At 62.1% G+C, this 15,448-nt stretch carries 16 protein-coding genes, 1 tRNA gene and 1 pseudogene; 5 read left to right on the plus strand and 13 right to left on the minus strand.

The features are described 5' to 3' along the window. The first annotated feature begins 126 nt into the window (after nucleotides 1–126). Both ACFUOZ_RS19745 and ACFUOZ_RS19750 read left to right on the plus strand, forming a co-directional pair. Entirely contained in the window at nucleotides 127–1,002 is an 876-nt protein-coding gene (locus ACFUOZ_RS19745; protein WP_377551320.1) for a DsbA family protein, read from the plus strand. Nucleotides 1,003–1,164: 162 nt separating this feature from the next. Next, a tRNA-Thr gene (locus ACFUOZ_RS19750) sits at nucleotides 1,165–1,241 on the plus strand. Nucleotides 1,242–1,295: 54 nt separating this feature from the next. Here ACFUOZ_RS19750 and ACFUOZ_RS19755 read toward each other — a convergent pair. The 4 genes from ACFUOZ_RS19755 to ACFUOZ_RS19770 form a co-directional block, all read right to left on the minus strand. Further along, nucleotides 1,296–2,489 (minus strand): Fic family protein, encoded by a 1,194-nt coding sequence (locus ACFUOZ_RS19755; RefSeq protein WP_377551322.1) that lies wholly within the window; start codon nucleotides 2,487–2,489, stop codon nucleotides 1,296–1,298. Nucleotides 2,490–2,561: 72 nt separating this feature from the next. Continuing rightward, nucleotides 2,562–2,708 carry a hypothetical protein gene (locus ACFUOZ_RS19760; RefSeq protein WP_377551324.1) on the minus strand — a complete coding sequence of 49 codons (147 nt, stop codon included), beginning with the start codon at nucleotides 2,706–2,708 and terminating at the stop codon, nucleotides 2,562–2,564. A 297-nt stretch (nucleotides 2,709–3,005) separates the two neighbouring features. Continuing rightward, nucleotides 3,006–3,500, minus strand: a complete 495-nt coding sequence (locus ACFUOZ_RS19765; RefSeq protein ID WP_377551327.1) for a DUF2306 domain-containing protein — start codon at nucleotides 3,498–3,500, stop codon at nucleotides 3,006–3,008. Between the two features lie 4 nt (nucleotides 3,501–3,504). Further along, the gene (locus tag ACFUOZ_RS19770; RefSeq protein ID WP_377551330.1) at nucleotides 3,505–4,152 is read right to left on the minus strand and encodes a hypothetical protein; all 648 of its coding nucleotides are present in this window, start codon (nucleotides 4,150–4,152) and stop codon (nucleotides 3,505–3,507) included. Nucleotides 4,153–4,327: 175 nt separating this feature from the next. On the opposite strand from ACFUOZ_RS19770, the gene ACFUOZ_RS19775 reads away from it, so the two are divergent. Both ACFUOZ_RS19775 and ACFUOZ_RS19780 read left to right on the plus strand, forming a co-directional pair. Then, on the plus strand, nucleotides 4,328–4,531 hold the full coding sequence (locus ACFUOZ_RS19775) for a helix-turn-helix domain-containing protein (protein WP_363930306.1): 204 nt from the start codon (nucleotides 4,328–4,330) through the stop codon (nucleotides 4,529–4,531). A gap of 25 nt (nucleotides 4,532–4,556) precedes the next feature. Beyond that, nucleotides 4,557–5,015, plus strand: coding sequence for a Clp protease N-terminal domain-containing protein (locus ACFUOZ_RS19780; protein ID WP_377551333.1), 459 nt, complete (start codon nucleotides 4,557–4,559; stop codon nucleotides 5,013–5,015). A gap of 5 nt (nucleotides 5,016–5,020) precedes the next feature. Here the strand turns inward: ACFUOZ_RS19780 and ACFUOZ_RS19785 are convergent, their stop codons facing one another. The 7 genes from ACFUOZ_RS19785 to ACFUOZ_RS19815 all read right to left on the minus strand — a co-directional run bounded on the left by ACFUOZ_RS19785 (nucleotide 5,021) and on the right by ACFUOZ_RS19815 (nucleotide 12,523). Beyond that, nucleotides 5,021–5,455, minus strand: coding sequence for a response regulator transcription factor (locus ACFUOZ_RS19785; RefSeq protein WP_377551335.1), 435 nt, complete (start codon nucleotides 5,453–5,455; stop codon nucleotides 5,021–5,023). A 303-nt stretch (nucleotides 5,456–5,758) separates the two neighbouring features. Next, nucleotides 5,759–6,652 (minus strand): glucose 1-dehydrogenase, encoded by an 894-nt coding sequence (locus ACFUOZ_RS19790; RefSeq protein ID WP_377551337.1) that lies wholly within the window; start codon nucleotides 6,650–6,652, stop codon nucleotides 5,759–5,761. A 104-nt stretch (nucleotides 6,653–6,756) separates the two neighbouring features. Beyond that, on the minus strand, nucleotides 6,757–7,830 hold the full coding sequence (locus ACFUOZ_RS19795) for a LacI family DNA-binding transcriptional regulator (protein WP_377551339.1): 1,074 nt from the start codon (nucleotides 7,828–7,830) through the stop codon (nucleotides 6,757–6,759). A 38-nt stretch (nucleotides 7,831–7,868) separates the two neighbouring features. Beyond that, entirely contained in the window at nucleotides 7,869–8,777 is a 909-nt protein-coding gene (locus ACFUOZ_RS19800) for a carbohydrate ABC transporter permease (RefSeq protein WP_377551341.1), read from the minus strand. Next, on the minus strand, nucleotides 8,774–9,655 hold the full coding sequence (locus ACFUOZ_RS19805; protein ID WP_377551344.1) for a carbohydrate ABC transporter permease: 882 nt from the start codon (nucleotides 9,653–9,655) through the stop codon (nucleotides 8,774–8,776). Before ACFUOZ_RS19805 ends, ACFUOZ_RS19800 begins: the two co-directional genes overlap by 4 nt. Before the next feature lie 48 nt (nucleotides 9,656–9,703). Beyond that, nucleotides 9,704–11,041, minus strand: coding sequence for an ABC transporter substrate-binding protein (locus ACFUOZ_RS19810; protein WP_377551348.1), 1,338 nt, complete (start codon nucleotides 11,039–11,041; stop codon nucleotides 9,704–9,706). Nucleotides 11,042–11,086: 45 nt separating this feature from the next. Further along, nucleotides 11,087–12,523: a GH32 C-terminal domain-containing protein gene (locus ACFUOZ_RS19815; protein WP_377551350.1), complete on the minus strand. Its 1,437-nt coding sequence runs from the start codon at nucleotides 12,521–12,523 to the stop codon at nucleotides 11,087–11,089. A 319-nt stretch (nucleotides 12,524–12,842) separates the two neighbouring features. Here ACFUOZ_RS19815 and ACFUOZ_RS19820 point away from each other — a divergent pair, with 319 nt between their 5' ends. Beyond that, a complete protein-coding gene (locus tag ACFUOZ_RS19820) occupies nucleotides 12,843–14,402 on the plus strand; it encodes a glycoside hydrolase family 32 protein (protein WP_377551353.1) in 1,560 nt (519 codons plus the stop codon). A gap of 31 nt (nucleotides 14,403–14,433) precedes the next feature. Here ACFUOZ_RS19820 and ACFUOZ_RS19825 read toward each other — a convergent pair whose 3' ends face one another. Together ACFUOZ_RS19825 and ACFUOZ_RS19830 are read right to left on the minus strand one after the other, a co-directional pair. After that, a complete protein-coding gene (locus ACFUOZ_RS19825) occupies nucleotides 14,434–14,901 on the minus strand; it encodes a hypothetical protein (RefSeq protein ID WP_377551356.1) in 468 nt (155 codons plus the stop codon). 203 nt (nucleotides 14,902–15,104) lie between these two features. After that, nucleotides 15,105–15,448 (minus strand): annotated as a pseudogene (locus tag ACFUOZ_RS19830) (hypothetical protein); the annotation flags it as partial.

A 15,448-nucleotide genomic window follows, 5' to 3' on the forward strand; every position in this document is an offset into this window, starting at 1 on the left:
TCTTCCCCGGCGGTTGATCGTTCAACAACCGGACGGGAGGGTATGCGGTGGAGCTCCAAGTTGGCTCCCGTAAACTGTCCCCGTTGCCCTAGCTTTCACTACGACGTCGAGTAACCCGAGGAACTGATGAGCCCCGCAAACGAATCCCGCCTGTCAAAGGCCGAACGCACCGCCCAGGCACGGGAGAAAGCGCGGGCAATCCGCGAAGAGCAGTTGAAGAAGGACAAGCGCAACAAGCTTCTGGTCGGCTGGGGCATCGTGGTTGCCATCGTCGTCATTGTTGCCATCATTGCTGCCGTAGTTGTCGGCAACATTCAGAACAACGCGCCGATTGCCGATCAAGGCCCGACGCCGGCCAACGGCAACGTCCACGGCGGCGTCACGCTGCTGGCAGGCAGCGAAGTTCAGAAGTCCGAACCCAGCTCAGTCAACCTCGCCGACGTCCCCTCCGCTCCGGCAACCAAGCCTGCCACGGTGACTGTACCCGGCGGCGAGGCCGAGGCCGGCAAGCCCGTCAAGGTGGTTGCCTACATCGACTTCATCTGCCCGGTCTGCAAGCGCTTCGAGACCACCTACGGTGATGCGCTGACGAAGCTCCGCAACGACGGCAAGATTTCCCTCGAGTACCGCGCTCTCGGATTCCTGGACCAGCAGTCCACCACCAACTACTCGTCCCGCGCGGCCAACGCAGCGGCTTGCGTAGCGAACACCTCCCCGGAGAAGTACGCGGACTTCTTCAACCTGCTCTTCGAGCGCCAGCCGGCTGAAGGCAGTGCGGGCATCTCCGACAAGGACCTCAAGGCCATGGCCACGGAGGTTGGGGCCAACATCGACTCATGCGTGGACAGCAAGCAGTACCGTCCGTGGGTGAAGTTTGCCACCCAGGAAGCTGCCGCAATCGGCATCACCGGCACCCCGACGGTCTTCGTCGACGGCAAGCAGTGGGACGGCAGCACCGACCTCAACGCCGAGATCCAGACCGCCATCACGGCAAAGGGCTAAGCCTTTAGTTGAATCACGACGGCGGCCGGTCACCCAGCGTTATGGGGTGGCCGGCCGCTGTGGTTAAAACAGGTGTTGGTGCAGGCAGATTTCGTTGAAGGGAATGGTCTGGGCTACCCTTATCTAGCGCTCTTCAGCGCTTGGCTCCGGATACCGGAGCACGCCTCCTTAGCTCAGTTGGCCAGAGCACCGCTCTTGTAAAGCGGGGGTCGTCGGTTCGAATCCGACAGGGGGCTCCAGCAGGCCAGAACTGGCGCCTAACTGGCTGGGCAATAACGTGCCTGACGGATTCGTCAGGCCTCCCCTCCCACCTTCGCCAGCCGGGCGTTGAGCCGGTCTACTTCGTCCAGGACCTCGGTGGCTGCCCACGCCTTACTACGCTTGCTCTGGGTGATTGTCGTGATGACACCAGCCGTCGTTAGTCTCTCCAGGGCGCCGTACACGGACGTCTCGGCCACTCCGGCGATATGCGCCGCATGATTCGCTTCGAACACGGGCCGCTCCAAAAGCCACGGGATGATCTTCTCCTCGGCGGAGCCCTTGCGCGGCTTGGACATCTCCAGCCACATCGCTGGCAAGGCGTCCAGAGCGGCCACACTTTCCCTCGCGGCATCCGCAGCGCGCAGGGCGGAGTTGGCCAGGTAAAGCACGAACGGGTCGACGTCACCGGTCCGGTAGTTGTTGACGAGCGTGAAGTACCGCTGCACATCGGCAACCATCGCCGAAGCGATGGGCGTCACTGTGTTCTTCGTCAGGCCGCGCCGACGGGAGATGGCGCCGATGAGCGCCCGCCCGATGCGGCCGTTGCCGTCCGTGAAGGGGTGGATGGATTCGAACTGGACGTGGGCAATCGCGGCCTGCGCCATGATCGGCACGTCGTCCCGGTTGCAGAACGCCATCAGGTCCTCCATCAGCTCTGACACCATTTCCGGCGGAGGGGGAACATGAACGGCTCCCCGCGGTGAGTAATCGCTGCCGCCGATCCAGTTCTGGACGTCCCGAATCTTCCCGGCGTGCTTCCAGTCCAACGGGTCGTCCTTCATCAATGTTTGGTGGGCCTTGAGGAGAGACTCCAGACGCACCATGCCACTCTTTCCGGCGTCATCGATCATGAACTGCACGGCGTCGGCGGCGGCGACCATCGACCTGGCGTTCTCGCTGGCCTTCAAGCCGATCATGGCCTTCGCGTAGTCGTTGCGGTTGGCGTCTACGTGTTCGATCTTTGAGGACGACACAGCCTCAGTGCGCAGGAGGAACCCGCTGATGGCGGCCATGCGCGTTCCGGCCGTGACATCCAGGGAGGCGACTGAGACCGCAGCCTTTTCCAATGCGACGATGGTTTCCCGGCTCGGGCTGTACCAGAGGTCCCCGATTATGGGTGGCAGGGAAACCTCGACTTCGGTGAACTCACGGTCTTCACGTGGGGCCCTCCCTGAAGTCGTCCAAGGTATGGTTTTGGAGCCGTGCGGCGGCCAGGCGTCAGTCATGGTGTCCTCAAAAGTCTGAGTAAGGATGGAGTTATTTTGATTTTAGCCACCGAATCAAAATAGTTCGAACGGTTATTGCTCATTTGAGAAGCTGGTGTGGGGACTCCAGATGGGGGATTCGACGACGACGACGGCGGGGACAGCCATGAGCATGGCGGTGACGGTGATGATGACGGTGACGGCGGCCGCGGTCACCGTGCGGGCAGCGGTCGCGCGCAACGCAGGAACAAGGTGTCCGGCGTCCAGGCCCAGTCGGAATGGCCACGTTCCTGGCTCGCCATGATGGATTCGATGACGCCAGCAACAAGAAGCACGACCACTGGAACCGCAAAGGCGACGTTCACCCCGGATATCTGTCGAATGGGCGGACGCTTTGGTCCGGAAAATCGGAATGGTTCTACAGCCAGTCCAGCAGCGTGGCATAGTACTCATCCTCTGCGGCGAACCTCGGTCACGATGTCCTGGGTTTCCCGACGCGTTTCCTGAACCGCCGTTGATAAGCCAGCACGTCCGGAGTTAGACCCGGCGGTGGCAACCGGGCTGCGTGGATCCGCGCAGCTGCGCCAGACCTGCCACCGTCAGCCCAGCAGTGAGCGCCAGCGCGGAAACCCAGAGGGCGAGTCCAACGATGTCGTGGACGGCCATCTGCGGCAAGCGCCGTTCGGGTACGGCGACGACGCCGATGAACGCACCGACGAGCCCGAAGTAACTGCCCGTCATGAAACGCTGGTGGGATGGGATGTTGCCTTTGCGCACCGCCCACAAGCCGAGGGTGAGGGTGCAGAAGGTCAGCGCGGAAAGGGCATGGAGCCAGTTGAATCCGCCGTCGATGGTCCGGATCCCGAAGGAGCTGAGCACCACTATGTACATGCTCACTGCCCAGATCCGGCCCAGAGTCTTGTGGGCTGGTGTGCCCTTGTTGCGGCGAAGCAGGTTAACAGCGCCAAAGATCAGCGCGTAGCCTGCAGCGATGGCGTGCAGGGCGATAAGGAAGGTCCACGGCGATGCCATGGGCTCAGCCCTTGGATTCGGCGGAATCGTCGGCCCAGAACACCTTGGCCCCCGCCGCCGCAGCCCGCAGCTGTCCGCCGTCGAGAATCAGGGAGCTTTCATCGATGCCGAGGGCGGGCCATTGCGTGACAAGCCGGAGGTCGCCGGCCTCGGGCAGGGGCCACAGCCAGAGCGATCCCGAGCCTGCCAGTTCGTCATCCCCGCCGCTGCCACCACCGCCGTTGAAGGTCAGGACGGGAGGCGTGGGTTGCTGGGATGGATCCATGTACCGGTTACCTCCGTGAGCCCCGGTGAAGGCGCGGGAACCGTCCGGGAGTTCCACGCCAAAAAGCAGGAGTACATCCAGCAGATTCTGCTCGGGTTTCGGTCGGAAGCCGTGCTGGAAGAACACCCCGTTGAGCGCTTCCCACTCCTCGTCGGTCTCGGCGGCCCGACGGATGATCCAGGTCAGGTCGATGTTGCATCCGGTAGAGAAGACCTCGACGCCCTTGACAGCGATCACGCGACTGGGGCCGTAGTGCAGGAATTTGCCGATGTGGACCAGCGCGGGGAGCTCGTAGCGCGGCGCTCCGGACCATGGCGGTGGAACGAACCGGACCTGACGGCCGCGTTGGGGCTGGGTCGGAAGGGGGAAATCCTGGAAGAAGGCCATAGTTGTCCTTTGCTCGCTGGTTTCGACCGACCAGCGGAACGACGCTTCCGCGCCGTGTGGATCCCCCAATCCGTCCTTCTGACGATGAGTCTAGTTGCGACGGGACGGTAATACAGCCAAAGAAGCTTGTCAGTCTGCATTGACAGCCCTGGCGTGTCAGTCTAGCCTGACAGGCATGGAAGCCGATGAACTGTCCGAGCAAATCCACTCCACCAGCCCCGCCGTCGGATTGCGGGCCGTGGGCGCCCTTCATCGCCTGGCCGAACAGGTCGAGGCCGTCCACGTCCGGGCTGCCCGCGAGCAGGGCTGGACGTGGGAACAGATCGGTGACGCCTTGGGTGTTTCCCGGCAATCGGTCCACGCCAAGTACAGGGAATGACAAAATACAGGGAATGAGTTGAGCCATGTTTGAGCAATTTACGCATGACACCCGTCGGATCGTCGGGTATGCCATGGAGGAGGCACGCAGCTTGGGCGACAAGAGGATGGGGACTGAGCACCTTCTGCTGGGCGCCCTCCACGAACGCGGTCCGGCTGAGGCGCTGGGAATTTCGCTGGAGGATGCGCGGAAGGCGGCGGCGCGCTTGGACGCTGCGGCGTTGAAGGCCATCGGCTTCGAAAGCAAGGACCTTGTGCGGGCTGCGATGCCCACCCGAGGAAGGAAGCCGCCGTTCAGTTCCGGAGCCAAAGAGGTCATGGCTTCAATGGTGAAATCAGCGGTGGATCAGAAATCGCGGAAGATTACCGCGTCGAGCCTCCTGATTTCCCTGTTGGAACGTGAGGAACACGACCCCGTGACCGCCCTGTTCCAGGAACTCAGAGTGGACCGCGCGGCCGTTCGCGACCGCCTGCTGTCCCAATAGCCGAACTACACCAGCGGGATTGGAGCCAGCGGGACTGAAGCCAGCGGGGTGGGAACCAACTCTGTGGGAGCCAGTTCGAGGGGAGCGAGTTCCAGTGCGGCTTCCCGGAGTTGCTGGGGGCGGAACGGCTTGATCAGGTAGGCAGCTGCGCCGGAAGCCATGCCCTGGAGTTCATCCTCCCGCTCGGCGAACGCCGTAATCATCAGGATCGGCGCCGGGGTTAGGGCGGCAACCAGCTTTGCCGCCTCGCGGCCATCCATGTCAGGAAGGCCAAGATCCAGGGTAATCAGGGCGGGGTTCAACCGCTCCGCAGCCATGACGCCTTCCGTTCCTGTCTCGAAAGCGTGGACGTCGAAGCCTTCGCTGCTCAGGATCAGGTCGATGAGGTCGCGGATGTCGTGGTCATCTTCGATGACAACGCAGATCCCTCGTGACGTCATGTGCACCCCTTTCAAGCCCAAGTGTAGGGGTTCTGGCGCGAGCAAGTAGCTCCAACTCCAAAAGTGTCAAAAAGCGAGTACCAATTACTCGTGTCTTTGCCCGCGGGCACGCCTTTACTGAATCCAGCGGATCCTTGCAACGGCCCATGACCCCCCTCGTCGGCCGGTGCTGCCCAAGGGATCCGCGGCGCAGGGCCGGACGCATTTCCCCCAAGTGCTGTCCGGCCCTGACGCGAGGGCGGTACGACGACGGCGACGCCCCCGCGCGTGGAGGCGTCGCCGTCGTACTTCTGCCAAGTCGCGCTACGGCGTGGGGCTGCCGCCGTTGACGTTCAACGTCTCTCCCACGACATAGCTGGACTCCGGCGACGCCAGGAAGACATAGGCGGGCGCCAGTTCCGCCGGTTGTCCGGCGCGGCCCAGGGGAGTGGACTGGCCGAACTCGGGCAGTTCCTCTTTGGGTTGGCCACTGCTGACTTGCAGCGGGGTCCAGATGGGGCCCGGCGCTACGGCGTTGACGCGGATGCCCTTGGGCGCGAGCTGCTGCGCGAGCCCCTTGGTGAAGTTGTTGATGCTCGCCTTGGTGGTGGCATAGTCCACCAGCGTGGGCGACGGGTTGTACGCCTGGATGGAGGTGGTGTTGATGATCGTGGAGCCTGCGGGCATGTGCGGGAGCGCCGCCTTGGTCAACCAGAACATCGCGTACACGTTGGTCTTCTGGGTGTGGTCGAATTGCTCGTCGGTGATGTCGGCAAGGTTCTCCTGCGCCACCTGTTTGCCGGCGTTGTTGACCAGGATGTCGATGCCGCCCAGAACTGCGACGGCGGTGTCCACCACTTCCTGGCAGGTTGCGGAGTCCTTGAGGTCGCCCGGGACCTTAATGGCCTTGCGGCCTGCGGCCTCAATAAGTCCGGCAATCCGCGCGGCGTCCTCTTCTTCCTCGGGAAGGTAGGAAAGCACGACGTCGGCCCCCTCGCGTGCGAAGGCGATGGCGGTGGCTGCGCCGATTCCGGAGTCGGCTCCGGTCACGATCGCCTTGCGGCCCTCGAGCCGTCCGGTCCCGCGGTAGCTTTCCTCGCCGAGGTCCGCCTTGGGTGTGAGCTCCGCGTCGAGGCCCGGCTCTGGCTGGTGTTGCTTTGGCGGGGAGATCTGCTCGTAGGCAGTGACCGGGTTTCGGAAGGTGTACTGATCAGTCATGGTGGTCCTCCGGTTGCTTAGGCATGGAACACAAAGCTAAGTAAGCTTATGATTTCCAGCCTAGACAGGTGGAGGCGTCCCTGCCAAACCCGGCGGCCCCGGTTTCAAGCGGCCGAGTGCACTGCCACCGAGGCCCGCTCAACTGCCGGGCACTCGATTCTTACCGGACCATCGCCGCTTGCTTGATCCAGGCCAAGCAACAGCCGGACTCCCGCTGCTCCGAGTTCGTAGTGGGGGAGGGACACCGTGGACAATGGCGGCCGAAGGTGGGCGGCGATGACTTCCTGGTTATCGAAGCCCACGACGGCGATGTCGTCGGGGATGGCGAGCCCGTGCTCCCGGAGACCGTCGTACAGACCCATGGCCATGCGGTCGTTGTAGCAGTAGACGGCGGAAACGTTGAGCTTGAGCAGCTCCTCCGTGGCGCCGTAGCCACCTTCCTGGTCCGGATAGGCCTCCAGCACCAGCCCGGGATCAAACGCAATCCCTTCGGCCGCCAACGCGTCCATGTATCCCTGAAGCCGTCCGTCCTTGGCCGGCGCGGGCGTGGTGGTGTTGATGAAGGCGATGCGACGATGCCCGCCGCGCAGCAGGATTTCCGTGGCCGACTTCCCGCCTTGTGCCTCGTCCGGCACTACGGCGCGGGAGGTCAGTGAATCGGGCGAAAAGCAGTTGACCAACACGAAGTCCGACTCCCGCAGCGTTTCCGGAACCTCCGTGGCCCGGTGGAACCACGTGGAGTACAGGATGCCCCGGACCTTGTACTCGAGCATCATGGCGATGGCGTCCTTTTCGAGGTCCACGTTGCCCTCAGTGTTGGCGATCAGCAGGGCGTACCCGTGCTTCCATGCTTCGTCCTGGGCGCCGTGGATGATCTGGCCGGCGAAGGGCGTGGTTGCAACCCCGTCCGCCACGAGCCCGATGAATTTCGAGGTTCCGCTGACCAGGTTCTTGGCCATGGCATTGGGCCGGTACCCCAGGCGCCGGATGGCTTCCTGGACGCGCCGCCGGGTCTCGTCCGCGATGCGGGCATTCTTCTTTTTGTTGATCACCAGGGAGACCGTGGCCGTTGAAACACCGGCTGCTTCAGCAACTTCGCGGAGGGTGACCGGATGGACGCGGTCGGTGGTGACTGGAACATCGGCCGCGCTGCCTGAATTTTTCTCCTGCGAAATCATCTGTCCTCCATCAGGAGTATATCCACCTGCCGTGACCGTCATCCCTTCGTCGCCCCACTCTCAAGGCCCTGGATCATGGCCTTGTTCAGCACCAGGAAAACCAGCAGCAGCGGCGTGATGGTGACGCAGACTGCAGCGAACGTCGCCGTCCAGTCCACTTTGCCCATGGCGCCGATGTAGTTTTGCAGGCCCAGGGGGATGGTCTTGAGCTCTTCGGAGAGAACAAAGGTGTTGGCGAAAATGAAGTCGTTCCAAATGAAGATGCTGTTGACCAGGACCACGGTGACCACGGTATTCAGGGACAGTGGCAGGGTAATCAGCCCGAAAATCCGGTAAGGCCCGGCGCCGTCCAGGGACGCGGCCTCGTAGGTTTCGCGTGGAATGTACTCAAAGAAGGACGAGAACAGGTAGATGGACATGGGCAGGGCAAACCCAGCCAAGGGAATGATCATGGACTGGTAGGTGTCCAGGAGGTTCACGGTGGAGTAGTCGATGAACAGGGGGACCAGGGCGATCTGAACGGGAACGATGATGCCCACCAGGAACAACCCCCGTACAAACCTGCTGAATCGGAAGCCAAGGACCTGGATGGCGTAGGCGGCCATCATGCCGAACAGGACAATAAGCACGTTGGCACCCATGGTCACAATGAAACTGTTCAGGATGTTCCGGCCAAGATCGCCGGTTTCAAAGGCCCGGGCGTAGTTCTCCCACGTCAGCGAACTTGGCAGGGCGAAGGGGTCTCCGGTGGCGAAGTCGTGTTCGGTGCGCAGGCTGGTGAGGAAGAGCCAGGCCAACGGGTAAACCTGGACGATCACGATGAGCATGATCAGGACCCGCGACAGCGTCCGGTACAGGCTCGGCTTGCGGCGTCGCCGCTTTGCCACAGGCCGTGACGACGGCGGGACCGCTGGAGTGTGGGTGGCCGGGGCCGTCTGGGCGATCATGAGTCTGCCTTCCGCTTGAGCATGAAAAGAATGAGGCCGACGGCGACGAGGCACTCGATCACGATGAAAACGGAGATGGTGCTTGCGTACCCGAAGTCCGTGCTGGTGAATGCCGTCTTGTACATGTAGGTGGTGAGCAGCTCGGAGGATTGTCCAGGGCCGCCGTTGGTCATGAGGTAGGGGATGTCGAATCCGCGCAGGCCGTAGGTGGTGGCCATGATGGTGGTGGTGATCCAGACGGGACGGATGTAGGGGAAGCGGATCTTGGTGAAGAGGGTCCACTTTGATGCGCCATCAAGGACCGCGGCTTCTTCCAGTTCCTTGGGGACGGCGATCAGGGCGGCGTAGATGATGAGCATGTAGAGACCGGTGAACCGCCATCCCTCGGGGGCGGAAACAGCTGCGAGAACAGTGTTCACATCGGAAAGCCAAGCGCGTTCGAAGGAACCGAGTCCCAGCCAGTGCAGGAGTTGATTGAGCAGGCCCACGGGATCGATCGAGTAGATCCGGACGAACAGGAAAGCAATCGCCACGGTGGAGATCACCGCGGGCAGCAGGTAGAGGGTTTTGATGAGTTCCCGGCCGCGCCGCAGGGAGGTCAACAGGCTGGCGACAACGAGTGCCCCGCCGAGCTGCAGGACCAGGCAGATGGCCAGATAGAGGAGGGCATTAAAGAACGAGCGCCAGAAGATGTCGTCCGCGGTCAGCATGCGGATGTAATTCTGGAGTCCCACGAACTCCATGTCGCTGATGCCGTTCCAGGAGAAGAAGCTGAGGAACAACGACTGCAGGATGGGGAAGAGCACGGCTGCGCAGTAGAGCAGCAATGGTGGGAGCAGGAAGACCAGGACGGACGTCCTTGACCGGTTGGGAAGCATGGCAGGGCCTTTCGGGGCGGGGGGCCTCGCGGCCCCCCGCAGCTACGTTTACTTGAAGAACTTGGGCGCGTTCTGCTTGATGGTGTTGTTCATCGTGGTGGTGAACTGCTCGGGCGTGATGTTGCCCTGGACCAGCAGCACGAGTTCCTGTTGGAGCCTGCCGTTGGTGGTGGGGTCCAATTGGGTATCCCACGGCATGGCCTGCTTGTCCCCGAGGTCATTCGCCGTGTCCAGGGCCTTCTTGTAAAGCGGTGTGGCGTTTGCCGGGATGGTGGTCTGCACGTTGGTGGTGGGGGACAGCGCGCCAGTGGCCGCGTACTCGGTGGGGTACTTCTCCAGCGCGAACTTCAGGAAGTCGCTCACCAGCGGATCGTAGGTCTTCGAGTTCACGGCCATGCCGATGCCTGATGGGGAGACGAACTCGTTGGCTGCCGTCACCGAACCCACAGTTGTGGGGAGGGTGAAGAAATCGATGTCATCCCGCACTGCGGGGTTCAGCTTGTCGGTGGCGAGGCTGGGGAGTTCCCACGTGCCGATGTTGTACATGGCTGCCTGGCCGGACGTGAACTGGTTCTGCGCATCCGAGTATCCCTGCGAGGAGAACCCGTCCTGGAAGCAGTTTGCTTTGCCGAGCGCGGCCATCCATTCGACGGTCTTCTGACCGGGAGCGTCCGAGAATGATGCTTCGCCCTTCTTCAACTTCTGGACGAAGTCAGGGCCGGCTTGGCGGAATGGCTGGTAGGCAACGTAGCGTTCCAGCGGCCACTGGTCCTGTCCATCGATGGCGATGGGCGTGATCCCGGCATTCCTCAGTGACGTGCACATTGCAGGGATGTCATCGAGCGATTTCGGAACGGAAACCCCCGCCTTCTCCAAGAGGGCCTTGTTGTACCAGATGAATTCCAGCTCGAACTGGAACGGAATCATGTACAGGGAACCGTCGTCGAAGCGTTGGTAGTCCAGCGCACCCGGGCGGTAATTGTCGTATAGGTTCAAGGACTTCAGCAGTTTGTCGGCTTCCACCATCTTGCCTTGCTTGGCCAGTTGCTGGGCGAACGGTGTGGCGTCGGTGTCGAAAAGCTCAGGGAGCTTGTTCGCGGCTGCCAGTGTTTCCAGCTTTTGGATGTAGGACGGCCGATCCGGTGTGGTGATGAGGTTCAGCGAGAAGCCCGGGTGGTCCTTGGCGTAGTCATCAGCGAGCTTCTTCATGATGTTGATGACTGCGCCGTCAGCCGGCCTGGACAGCAGCCACGAGATTTCGCGTGGTTTGATCTCACCGGTCGGACTGACGTTGGCAGGATTGGCGGTGCTTCCTCCTCCGCCGCAGGCTGTCAATGCCAGGGCGGCGGCGGCTGCGACGGCGGCAGCGCGGAGTAGTTTTTTCATTGCGGCAATCTCCCTTGATTGGAACAGAGGTTGGGGTTGGGGTGCTTAGTTTTCGGTGCGTTGGCGGATTTCAAGTTCGGTGACTGTGGCGGAACCTTCGCCGGCGAAGACGCCGATCCGTCCCGTCGTCAGGTCGTAGATCCTGGCGCTGAGCGCAACCTGGCGGTCGACGACGGCGACGCAAGTGTCGCCGTCGACAATCACCTCAAGGCTGTGCTCGCCGGGGGCGAGGTTGCAGGGACGCTCAAGTTCGATATCGAACGGAACGTCTCCGGAGACGTGCCACTGTGCGTCGCCGGTGATGGTGCGCGGCCACCGGTCGAAGACGAGGCGGTTCCGCTTGGGTTCCAGTCGCAGGATGTAAGACTGGTCGCCGTCGTGGCTTGATCGCAGGAGCAGCCCGCATTCTGTGGTGTCGGGTGCGATGTCCAGCACCGCTTTTGCGTAGAACTGCGAGGGCAGCTCTTCCTGCGAGACGAGGGCGGCATAGCTGTCCGGCACGTCCAACCGCGCCGGCAATTCTGCTGTGAGGGACACCGGCACGTCCTCCCAGAAGCTCTCCACCAGCTCGTCGGCGAATGAGAAGCCGAGGGTGCCGTCCGCATTTTGCCGGGCTTCCAGGATTGACATGGTGCCGGCCCATTCCCAGGGCCCTTGGTCCCTGTCTCCTTCCTTACTCGCGATCCAGCCGAAGAAGAAGCGCCGTCCGTCGCGTTCAGCGGTTTTGGATGCGTAGAAGGCGCGGCCATCGATGCTGTCCAGGTCCGGCACAGTCCATGGGCCATCGGGGCTTTTCGCCATCCTGTACCTGGTGGTGAAGGACTCCGAGAACTCGGAGTACACCATGTACCACCAGTCGCCCCACTGGAAAACGTCGGGGCATTCGTGGGTGATGTAGCGGCGCGGATCCCAGAAGGGCTCGGCGTACTCCCACGTCATCAGGTCCGTGGAAAGGCACTGGGCGATCACGCCGCGGCGCCGTTCCGGGCCGGTTGAATGCCGGGCTGCGAGCAGCATCCGCCACTGGCCTTTGGCCTCGTCGCGGAAGACGAACGGGTCCCGCCAGTCGCCGGACTCGTAGCCTTCCGGAGCGCCGAATGTCAGTTCCGGGTGCTTGGTCCAGCTCTGCATCCCATCTGTGCTGGTGGCGTGCATGACCAGTTGGAGGGGGAGGCCGTCGGCGCCCAGGTTGCGGGGGTTTTGGCCTGTATAGAACAGGTGGTGGACACCGGATTCATCGACGACGACGCTGCCCGTGTAGGCGTTGAAGTCCGGTTCGGCGGTGGTCCCGTGTGGGAGTGCCACGCCGTGGTCCTCGAACTGCGTGAGGTCCTTGGTGGTGATGAGGTTCCAGGAGGTGCCGGGTTTGGGATCGGAGCGTACTTCGTGGAGGTAGAAGAGCCAGAACTCCCCGTCCTTCTCGAAGGGGATAAGGTCTCCGACCCAGCCGTCGGCGGGTTGGAAGAAGACTGAGCGTTTCATCTGCGCTGATGTCCATTCTGCTAAAGCGTTTGATCACCATGAAGGTAGCGCAGGTCACAACAATTGATCAAGCGTTTTAGCAAAGTTAATTTTCGCGGGAGATCTTCTCCGCTAAAACGCTTGACCAGCCAAACCCAAAGCCGCTAACGTCCTTGCTACCGAAGGCACACCCGTGCCCCCTCGACGCCGAGCGGACACAACGGGTCGGCCCCACGGACGAAGTAATCCAGCCCCTTTGATGGCGCACTTTGGCGTGCCCGGATGCACCTGCACCGCCATCGCGTACTCAACCAATGAATGCTTGAGAGGAAACCACTTCATGACGCCCGAATTCTCACGACGTACCGTCCTGCAAGGCACCGGAGCAGGCGCCTTGGCCCTGCTGATGGGTGGAGCAGCTGCCGGTCCAGCCCAAGCCAGCCCGTCCAAACGGGCGGTCTATCACATGACTCCGCCATCCGGATGGCTCTGTGATCCGCAGCGACCGGTGTATACAAACGGCGCCTACCAGCTCTACTACCTGCACTCCAGCGTCAACAATGGCGAGGGTGGGTGGGACCACGCGACCACCACCGATGGTGTGTCGTTCACCCACCACGGTGCCGTCCTGCCGCTCCAACCGAACTTTCCCGTATGGTCCGGTTCAGGGGTGGTGGACACAGCCAACACCGCAGGTTTCGGTGCCGGGGCCGTCGTCGTACTGGCCACCAAGCCGACCGACGGCATCCGCAAGTACCAGGAACAGTACCTCTACTGGTCCACGGACGGCGGTTACACCTTCACGGCGCTCGCGGACCCGGTGATCGTCAATACGGACGGCCGGACAGCAACCACCCAGGCCGAGATCGATAACGCCGAGTGGTTCCGGGACCCCAAGATCCATTGGGATGCTGTACGCGGGGAATGGGTGTGCGTCATTGGCCGCGCAAGGTACGCCGCCTTCTACACCTCGCCCGACCTCAAGAACTGGCAATGGAAATCCAACTTTGACTACCCCAACCATGCGCTTGGCGGTATCGAGTGTCCGGACCTGTTTGAAATGACGGCGGGGGATGGCACCCGGCACTGGGTTTTCGCGGCGAGCATGGATGCGTACAGCATCGGCCTGCCCATGACCTACGCCTACTGGATGGGAACCTGGAACGGCACGTCGTTCGTTGCGGACAACCTGACTCCGCAATGGCTGGACTGGGGCTGGGACTGGTACGCCGCAGTGACCTGGCCGTCGGTGGATGCTCCGGAGACCAAACGGCTTGCAACGGCATGGATGAACAACTGGAAGTACGCAGCCAGAGATGTTCCCACCGATGTCTCCGATGGCTACAACGGCCAGAACTCCATCACGCGCGAGCTTCGCCTGGAGAAGCAGGGCGGCGGTTGGTACTCCCTGCTGAGTAGCCCGGTGACTGCGCTGAGTGGTTATGTCACATCCACCACCACCCTTCCCAACCAGGCCGTCAACGGCAGTTTCGTCCTGCCCTGGAACGGCCGCGCCTATGAGCTGGAATTGGATATCGCATGGGATACAGCAGCGAATGTAGGAGTCTCGGTGGGACGCTCCGCGGATGGATCGCGGCATACCAACATCGGTAAGTACGGCGGGGACCTTTACGTGGACCGGGCGCCTTCGGACCTGAACGGGTACTCCTTGGTTCCTTACACGCGTGCTGCCGCACCGATTGATGCCGGCGCCCGGTCAGTGCATCTGCGGATCTTCGTGGACACGCAGAGCGTGGAAGTTTTCGTCAACGCAGGGCACACAGTGATCTCGCAGCAGGTCCACTTTGGGGACGGGGATACCGGGATTTCCCTCTACTCCGACGGCGGTGTGGCGAACTTTACGGGGATAACGATCCGGGAGTTCGGCAACCCGATCTAAGAACGACTGGCAGTTGCTGCTGTTCCGGGCTTCAGGGGCAGTTCAGTGTGCCGGTGAGGGGCTGGCCAGCCCAACTATTGGTCGAGTTGGGGACCTTGTAGTATCCGCGGATCTGGTAAGTCCACGTCCCGGAGAGGTTCCCGACGCTCTGGACACCTGAGCTGTAGGAACGGCCGGAGGACTTACTCATATCACCGGTGAACTGCACCACGCCCTCGGGATCAATGACTTTGAGTTCGTAGTAGTTCGCGTAGGTGATGGTCGGGTAGCTCCCGACGCTGATCTTTGCCTGTCCGAACCACAAAAAGGAATCACAGCTCTTGGTCACGGAAACGGTGTTGGCCGCCGGTGCTTGGATTTTGGCCGCCGCCACTGCCATGCCGGCGCTTTCTGTATCGTTGAACCGCGCGTGGGCCGGTGACAGCCCAAAGCCCATCAGCACCAGCAGGACGGCCAGGAATATGGCCGGTGCCCGCCAGAGGATGAACTTGACCTGCATGATGTGTCGTCACTTCCGTTTCGATGGTGTGGATCTCCGTGGTTCAACTCTCCCAAGCCGACCTCAGGAAAGAATCCTTTGTAGCCTCAAGGTCCGCTCAAGAGTCCAGGAACCGTGTGGTGCCCGGCACAGGAACGGCCCACGACAATGGCCGGAAACCGGCCCGAAGGGCAAGCGGGCCGGTTTCCGGGGTTTTTGGGGGCTTATTTGGTGGTTTCGGTGCGTTGGGTGCCGGTGAAGGCGAAGGCGATGGTGGAGGTGGCGCCTTGGAAGGTGTTGTCTGCTGTGGTCGGGAAGGCGGTGGTGACTTTGAGGTTGTCGGTTTTGGCCGAGGTCAGGGAGGTGAGGTTGTTGAGGACCTTGTTCGCTGCGATGACCGGTGCGGAGGCCAGGACGGTGGTTTTGGTGCCACCGCAGGTGTAGGGGGCGGCGGTGCCGGTCCAGGCCACACTGCAGTTTTCGATGGTCAGTTGCAGGCCGTTGGTGGTGTCGGTGGTGAGCAGGGATCCGGTGGCCCCGGCGCTGGTGGTGAGGGTGACGTTGTTCA

The sequence above is a fragment of the Paenarthrobacter sp. NPDC057355 genome (assembly GCF_042667405.1).
Classification (GTDB): domain Bacteria; phylum Actinomycetota; class Actinomycetes; order Actinomycetales; family Micrococcaceae; genus Arthrobacter.

Bases quoted from the DNA above. Each gene is read 5' to 3' on its own strand.
- ACFUOZ_RS19770 (WP_377551330.1), bottom strand. From the start codon at position 4,152: ATGGCCTTCTTCCAGGATTTCCCCCTTCCGACCCAGCCCCAACGCGGC.
- ACFUOZ_RS19780 (WP_377551333.1), top strand. From the start codon at position 4,557: ATGTTTGAGCAATTTACGCATGACACCCGTCGGATCGTCGGGTATGCC.
- ACFUOZ_RS19790 (WP_377551337.1), bottom strand. From the start codon at position 6,652: ATGACTGATCAGTACACCTTCCGAAACCCGGTCACTGCCTACGAGCAG.
- ACFUOZ_RS19815 (WP_377551350.1), bottom strand. From the start codon at position 12,523: ATGAAACGCTCAGTCTTCTTCCAACCCGCCGACGGCTGGGTCGGAGAC.
- ACFUOZ_RS19805 (WP_377551344.1), bottom strand. From the start codon at position 9,655: ATGCTTCCCAACCGGTCAAGGACGTCCGTCCTGGTCTTCCTGCTCCCA.
- ACFUOZ_RS19820 (WP_377551353.1), top strand. From the start codon at position 12,843: ATGACGCCCGAATTCTCACGACGTACCGTCCTGCAAGGCACCGGAGCA.
- ACFUOZ_RS19795 (WP_377551339.1), bottom strand. From the start codon at position 7,830: ATGATTTCGCAGGAGAAAAATTCAGGCAGCGCGGCCGATGTTCCAGTC.
- ACFUOZ_RS19765 (WP_377551327.1), bottom strand. From the start codon at position 3,500: ATGGCATCGCCGTGGACCTTCCTTATCGCCCTGCACGCCATCGCTGCA.
- ACFUOZ_RS19800 (WP_377551341.1), bottom strand. From the start codon at position 8,777: ATGATCGCCCAGACGGCCCCGGCCACCCACACTCCAGCGGTCCCGCCG.
- ACFUOZ_RS19785 (WP_377551335.1), bottom strand. From the start codon at position 5,455: ATGACGTCACGAGGGATCTGCGTTGTCATCGAAGATGACCACGACATC.
- ACFUOZ_RS19775 (WP_363930306.1), top strand. From the start codon at position 4,328: ATGGAAGCCGATGAACTGTCCGAGCAAATCCACTCCACCAGCCCCGCC.
- ACFUOZ_RS19745 (WP_377551320.1), top strand. From the start codon at position 127: ATGAGCCCCGCAAACGAATCCCGCCTGTCAAAGGCCGAACGCACCGCC.
- ACFUOZ_RS19755 (WP_377551322.1), bottom strand. From the start codon at position 2,489: ATGACTGACGCCTGGCCGCCGCACGGCTCCAAAACCATACCTTGGACG.
- ACFUOZ_RS19810 (WP_377551348.1), bottom strand. From the start codon at position 11,041: ATGAAAAAACTACTCCGCGCTGCCGCCGTCGCAGCCGCCGCCGCCCTG.
- ACFUOZ_RS19825 (WP_377551356.1), bottom strand. From the start codon at position 14,901: ATGCAGGTCAAGTTCATCCTCTGGCGGGCACCGGCCATATTCCTGGCC.